General features: G+C 75.9%; 4 protein-coding genes. 3 read left to right on the plus strand and 1 reads right to left on the minus strand.

Annotated elements, in window-relative coordinates; translation table 11 throughout:
* On the plus strand, positions 1–2,737 hold a 2,737-nt coding region (locus AOK18_RS19645; RefSeq protein WP_420865625.1), incomplete at its 5' end, for a family 2 glycosyl transferase.
* Positions 2,734–4,320 carry a DUF5719 family protein gene (locus AOK18_RS19650; RefSeq protein WP_055695217.1) on the plus strand — a complete coding sequence of 529 codons (1,587 nt, stop codon included), beginning with the start codon at positions 2,734–2,736 and terminating at the stop codon, positions 4,318–4,320. The genes AOK18_RS19645 and AOK18_RS19650, both read left to right, overlap by 4 nt.
* Before the next feature lie 156 nt (positions 4,321–4,476).
* On the opposite strand, the gene AOK18_RS19655 is transcribed toward AOK18_RS19650, so the two are convergent.
* Positions 4,477–4,926 (minus strand): metallopeptidase family protein, encoded by a 450-nt coding sequence (locus AOK18_RS19655; protein ID WP_074994499.1) that lies wholly within the window; start codon positions 4,924–4,926, stop codon positions 4,477–4,479.
* A 376-nt stretch (positions 4,927–5,302) separates the two neighbouring features.
* On the opposite strand from AOK18_RS19655, the gene AOK18_RS19660 reads away from it, so the two are divergent.
* Positions 5,303–5,674 (plus strand): DUF3499 domain-containing protein, encoded by a 372-nt coding sequence (locus AOK18_RS19660; RefSeq protein WP_074994540.1) that lies wholly within the window; start codon positions 5,303–5,305, stop codon positions 5,672–5,674.
* Positions 5,675–5,761: the final 87 nt, after the last annotated feature.

Genomic DNA, 5,761 nt, shown 5'->3' on the forward strand with positions numbered 1-5,761 from the left:
GCAGCAGCCGGGACTCGACGAGCGGGCGGGAGGCGAAGTAGGCGCTGATGCCGGCCAGCGGCACCGAACCGACGAGCAGGACGGTCACGGCGAGCCCGGTCGAGCCGAGCAGCAGGGTGGCCAGGGACGCCACGAGGGCGAGGTAGGGCGGTGCGGAGCCGGTGCCGCCGGCGCCCACCGCGTGCCAGGTGTCCGTGTACCGCGCCCACAGCTCGCCGGACCCGGCGGGGACGACGCCGACTTCATCGAGGTCGAGCAGTTCGCCCGGCTCAAGCGGATCGCCCGCAAACCCGGCCCGGTGCTCTTCCTGCTCCTGCTGCTCGTCTCCCTCACGGCCTGCCGCGCCCTCCTCGGCGGCGGCGCGCTCGCGGGCGGCGCCCTGCTGCCCGCCCCCGCCGACTCCGGCGAGCTGTGGGCGCGGTACACGGACACCTGGCACGCGGTGGGCGCCGGCGGCACCGGCTCCGCACCGCCCTACCTCGCCCTCGTGGCGTCCCTGGCCACCCTGCTGCTCGGCTCGACCGGGCTCGCCGTGACCGTCCTGCTCGTCGGTTCGGTGCCGCTGGCCGGCATCAGCGCCTACTTCGCCTCCCGCCCGCTCGTCGAGTCCCGGCTGCTGCGCGCCTGGGCCGCGATCGCCTACGCCTTCCTGCCCGCCATCACCGGCGCCCTCGCCGGCGGCCGGATCGGCACCGCCGTGCTCGCCGTCCTGCTGCCGCTGATCGCCCGGGCCGGCATCGCCGCGAGCGGACTCGCCCACGGCCCCGGCGTCCGCGGCAGCTGGCGCGCGACCTGGGCGTACGCGCTGCTGCTGACCCTCGCCACCGCGTTCACCCCGGTCGTCTGGCCCGTCGCCCTGGTCCTCGGCCTCGGCGTCCTCGCCCTGCGCAGGGCCGACCTCCCGGCGTACGGACTCCGCTTCCTGGCCCAGCTCGGCACCCCGCTGCTGGTCCTCGCCCCCTGGTCGCTGTCGCTGCTCCCGTTCGGCTTCTTCCGGGAGGCGGGCCTGGAGTACGGCGCGTCCGCCGCCTCCGCCCTCGACCTGCTCGGCGCGAGCCCCGGCGGTCCCGGCGCGGCCGGCGGGACGCTGTTCCTCGGCATCGTGCTCGCCGCCCTCGCGGCCCTGCTCCGCTCCGAACGCCGCCTCGCCATCGGCGCCGCCTGGGCGGCCGCCCTGGTCGGACTCGTCTTCGCGGTCCTGTCCAACGGCTCCGCCTGGGCCGGGCCCGCGACGCTCGTCCACGGCATCGCCCTGCTGGCCGCGGCCGTGCTCGGCGCCGACGGGGCGCGTTCCCGGGTCGCCGAGCAGAACTTCGGCTGGCGTCAGCCGGTCGCCGTGCTGATCGCCCTCGCCTGCGCGGCCGGCCCGCTGCTGGCCGCCGCCGGCTGGATGCTCCGCGGCGCCGACGGACCGCTCGCGCGGCGCGATCCCGTGCAGGTGCCCGCGTTCGTCGCCGAGGAGAGCGGCACCCGCGACCAGGCCCGCACCCTCGTCCTGGACAGCGACTCCGCCGCCCGCGTCGACTACGTGCTGGTCCGCGGCTCCGGCGCCCGCATGGGCGATGCCGAGATCACCGCCTCGGCCGAGGTCAACACCGGGCTCGGCAAGGTCGTCGCCAACCTCGTCGCCGGCTCCGGCGCCGACCAGGCCGACCAGCTCGGCGGATTCGCGGTGCGCTACGTCCTCGTCCACCCGGGCGCCCCCCGCGACGTCACCCGCGTCCTGGACGCCACGCCCGGCCTGACCCGGCTCAGCCAGCAGGCGGGCGGCGCGCTGTGGCGCGTCGACCAGAACGTGGCCCGCGCGACCGTCGTCCCCGCCAAGGGCGGCGAGGGCGAGCCGCAGGCCGTGGCCGCCGGACCCGTCGAGATCGACACCGAGATCCCCGACGGCGCCGAAGGACGCGTCCTGCGCCTGGCCGACGCCGCGGCCGAGGGCTGGACCGCCACCCTCGACGGCAAGCCGCTGACCCGCACCACGGTCGACGGCTGGGCCCAGGGCTTCCGGCTCCCCGCCGCCGGCGGACGGCTGGCCGTCACCTACGAGGAGCCGTTCACGCACACCGCCTGGCTGTGGGCGCAGGGCCTGCTCGCCGTCGTCCTCGTCGTGCTCGCGCTGCCCGGCCGGCGCCGCGACGTCGACGACGACCTGCCCGAGGAACCGGCCGTCCCCGCCGAGGCGCTCGCCGGCGACGGCCGCCGCGCCCGCCGCCTGCGCGCCCAGGCCGAGGCGGAAGCCGCGGCGGCCGAGGAGACGGGCACGGACCGGGACGCGGACGGCGACGCGGCCGACGGCACGGACGGCGGCGCGCACGACGGGTTCGACGCCCCGCCGCAGCCCGCGGCCGTTCCGCAGCAGCGGCCCTACGACGAATGGGACGCGTCGAGCCACCCGGACCCGCAGCCGCACCCGAACCCGGGTTACGACGGCGCCTACACCGCCGCCGCCCCGTACCCGCAGGGACAGCAGCAGCCCCCGGCGGACGGCTACGGACAGCACTACCCGACGGACCCCTACCAGGGCGGCCAGGACGGCGGGGGCGGCCGGTACGACCCGTACGCCTACGACGGGACGCCCCCGCAGCCGCAGTATGACCCGACGGCGTACGGACGGGGCTACGAGGGTTACGACGGCTACGACCAGACCTACGCGCAGGGCTACGACGCGTCGTACGACCCCGAGCAGCCGCACCGCCCGCAGCCGGGCAGCGAGCGTCCCGACGGGAGCCAGCAGTGAACCGCACCACCCTGTCCCTGATCGCGGGGGCCACCGCACTCGCCGCCGTCACCGGCTTCGCCGTCCTGACCGCGCCGGACCCCACGGCCGCGGACGACGGCGTCGCGACGGCGGCCGCCCGCCTGCCGGTGGAACGCTCCAGCCTGCTGTGCCCGAAGCCCAGCAGCTCCGACCTCGCCGAGACGACCTACACGTCCTTCACGCCCGTCACGAAGGGCACGGGGAACGAGGGCGGCGCCGCCCTCCGGCGGGCCACCGCGGGACAGCCCGCGGAGAAGGACACGGAGGAGAGCGGGAAGGACGACGGGGAGGAGAGCGAGGAGAACGGCGGGGAGGAGAGCGAGGAGAGCGGTGGGAAGGAGACCGCCGCCTCCGCGAAGACCGGGAAGCCGGTGCTGGAGCACGAGAAGGAACCCGGCGAGCCGGTCACCGCGGACACCTCCGGCGGAGAGGAGCCCGCGCTCCTCGGCACCGCCGAGGGCCGCTTCGCCCCCGGCTGGACCGTGCAGCAGACCACGGAGGTCGCCGCCGGCACCGGCCGGGGCCTCCAGGGCGTCACCTGCACCGCACCGGACACGGAATTCTGGTTCCCCGGGGCGAGCACCGCGGCCGGGCGCACCGACTACGTCCACCTGACCAACCCCGACGGCTCCGCCGCCGTCGTGGACATCGAGGTCTACGGCGAGGACGGCGCCCTCGAGACCGAGGTGGGGGAGGGCATCACGGTCAAGCCGCACTCCTCCGAACCGGTGCTGCTGTCCACGCTCACCGACGAGGAGCAGACCGACGTGACGGTCCACGTCGTCGTCCGCAGCGGACGGGTCGGCGCGGCCGTGCAGGCCCTGGACGACTCCCTCGGCGGCGACTGGCTGGCCGCGTCGGCCGATCCGGCGGGCAGCCTGGTCCTGCCCGGCATCCCCGAGGACGCCACCGCCGTGCGCCTGGCCGTCTTCACCCCCGGCAACACCGACGCCGACCTGAAGGTGCAGCTCGCGTCGCCCTCCGGACTGATCACCCCGGCCGGCAACGAGACGGTGCACGTGAAGGGCGGGATGACGACCGCCGTCGACCTCGGCGACGTCACGCGCGGCGAGGCGGGCTCCCTGGTGCTCACGCCGACGGACCGCTCGGTGCCCGTCGTGGCGGCCGTGCGGGTGCTGCGCGGCAAGGGCGACGACCAGGAGTCGGCCTTCGTCCCGGCGGCCCGCGAGGTCGGTCTGCGGGCGACGTCCGCCGGCAACACGGTCAAGGGCAGCGTCCTCGCCGTGACCGCGCCCGAGGGCGCGGCCACGGTCAAGGTCACCGTGTCCGCGGGCAGCGAGGGCGGCACCCCGGCGAGCGAGACGTACACGATCAAGGCCGGCACCACCCAGAACATCGAGGTCCCGGTCCCGGACGACGTCGAGGGCACGTACGCGCTGACGGTCGAGCCCGAGTCGGACAAGGTCCCCGTCTACGCCTCCCGGACCCTCACCGCCCCGGACGACGGCGTTCCCGCCTTCACCGTGCAGACCCTCCCCGACGACCGGGGCATGGTGGCGGTACCGCACACGGAGCAGGACCTGTCGGTCCTGCAGAAGTAGCCGGTCCTGCGGCAGACGGGGCCGGGGGAGGAACCACCGGGAGCAGGAGCCGCCGCCGCCCGTACGGAAGGCCTCCGTCCGGGCGGCCGGGGCGGCCGCCCGGACCCCGACGCGGCGGACCCCAGGGCGCCGGGCCCCGGCCCGTCGGCTTTCCTGTCAGTCCTCGCCGTACCGGGGGTCCACGGTCTCCGGCGTCAGCCCCAGCAGTTCGGCGACCTGCTCCACGACGACCTCGTGGACCAGCGCCGCCCGCTCGTCGCGCCCCTTGGTGCGGATCTCCACCGGCCGGCGGTAGACCACGACCCGGGCGGGACGCCCCTCGTGGGTCGGCACGGTGCCGCCCAGCGGCACCGGCTCGTCGCTCCAGCCCGCTCCGGACGCGTCCAGGCGCGGGACCTCCAGCACGAGGAAGTCGATGTCGGCCAGCTGGGGCCACCGGCGCTCCAGCCGCTCCACGGAGTCCTGCACCAGGTCCGCGAACGTCTCCGCGCGGCTGGCGGCCAGCGGAACCTGGGGCGGCGCGATCGGTCCGCGCATGCCCCGGCCGTGGCGATCACGACGGCGGGGCCCGCGGTCGGCGGCACGGGGCGTCACAGGGGTGTCCATCACGGTGAAGCGTAGTCTCCACCGGTCCGGCGCGCCCGGCCCCACACGGCTTCCGGACCCCGTCCGCGCACGGACCGGTGCCGGGACACGGCGACGGCCCACCTGGATCGATTTGTCGTCTTGTCGTCGCATGACCATTCCGGCCAAGGTTCGGCTCGATCCCATATCTTTCACGGATCGGTGATCTCAAGGTATTTGACGGTTTTTGTACCAAGTAATGACCGGAAGGGAAGCCGCATCCGTTCCCGACGTGAGCGTCGGAGCAGGTCGAACGGTGCGTGCCGACCGGGACGCAGGGACCTTTCAGGCCACGACACGGGGGAACGCGCGGCAGGGGAGTCGTCGCGGCCCGCTCAAGAGTGCGGTACCGTCCAACATCGTGAGCCCTGTACGTCGCTGTTCGCGCACCGCTTGCGGCCGTCCCGCCGTCGCGACGCTGACGTACGTCTACGCCGACTCGACCGCGGTCCTCGGCCCGCTCGCCACCTATGCCGAACCCCACTGCTACGACCTGTGCGCCGAGCACTCCGAGCGCCTCACCGCGCCGCGCGGCTGGGAGGTCGTCCGCCTGCTCGACGGCTCGGCCCCGGCCCGGCCCAGCGGGGACGATCTCGAAGCGCTCGCGGACGCGGTGCGTGAGGCGGCCCGCCCCCAGGAGCGGTCGGCCGGCGGAGCGGGGCGCGGCGCGGATCCCATGGAGGTCGCGCGCCGCGGCCACCTCCGCGTGCTCCGGTCCCCCGACAACTGACGCCGGCGCCGGCGCCCGTGCGCCGGCCGTGACGGCCCCCGCGCCCCGCTCCGAACGGCCGCCGCGTGCACGTCCGTGCGCACCGTC

Origin of the sequence: Streptomyces prasinopilosus, assembly GCF_001419695.1 — a bacterium.
Classification (GTDB): domain Bacteria; phylum Actinomycetota; class Actinomycetes; order Streptomycetales; family Streptomycetaceae; genus Streptomyces; species Streptomyces prasinopilosus.

Coding starts and splice junctions, on each gene's coding strand:
- AOK18_RS19655 (WP_074994499.1), bottom strand. CDS start 4,926: ATGGACACCCCTGTGACGCCCCGTGCCGCCGACCGCGGGCCCCGCCGT.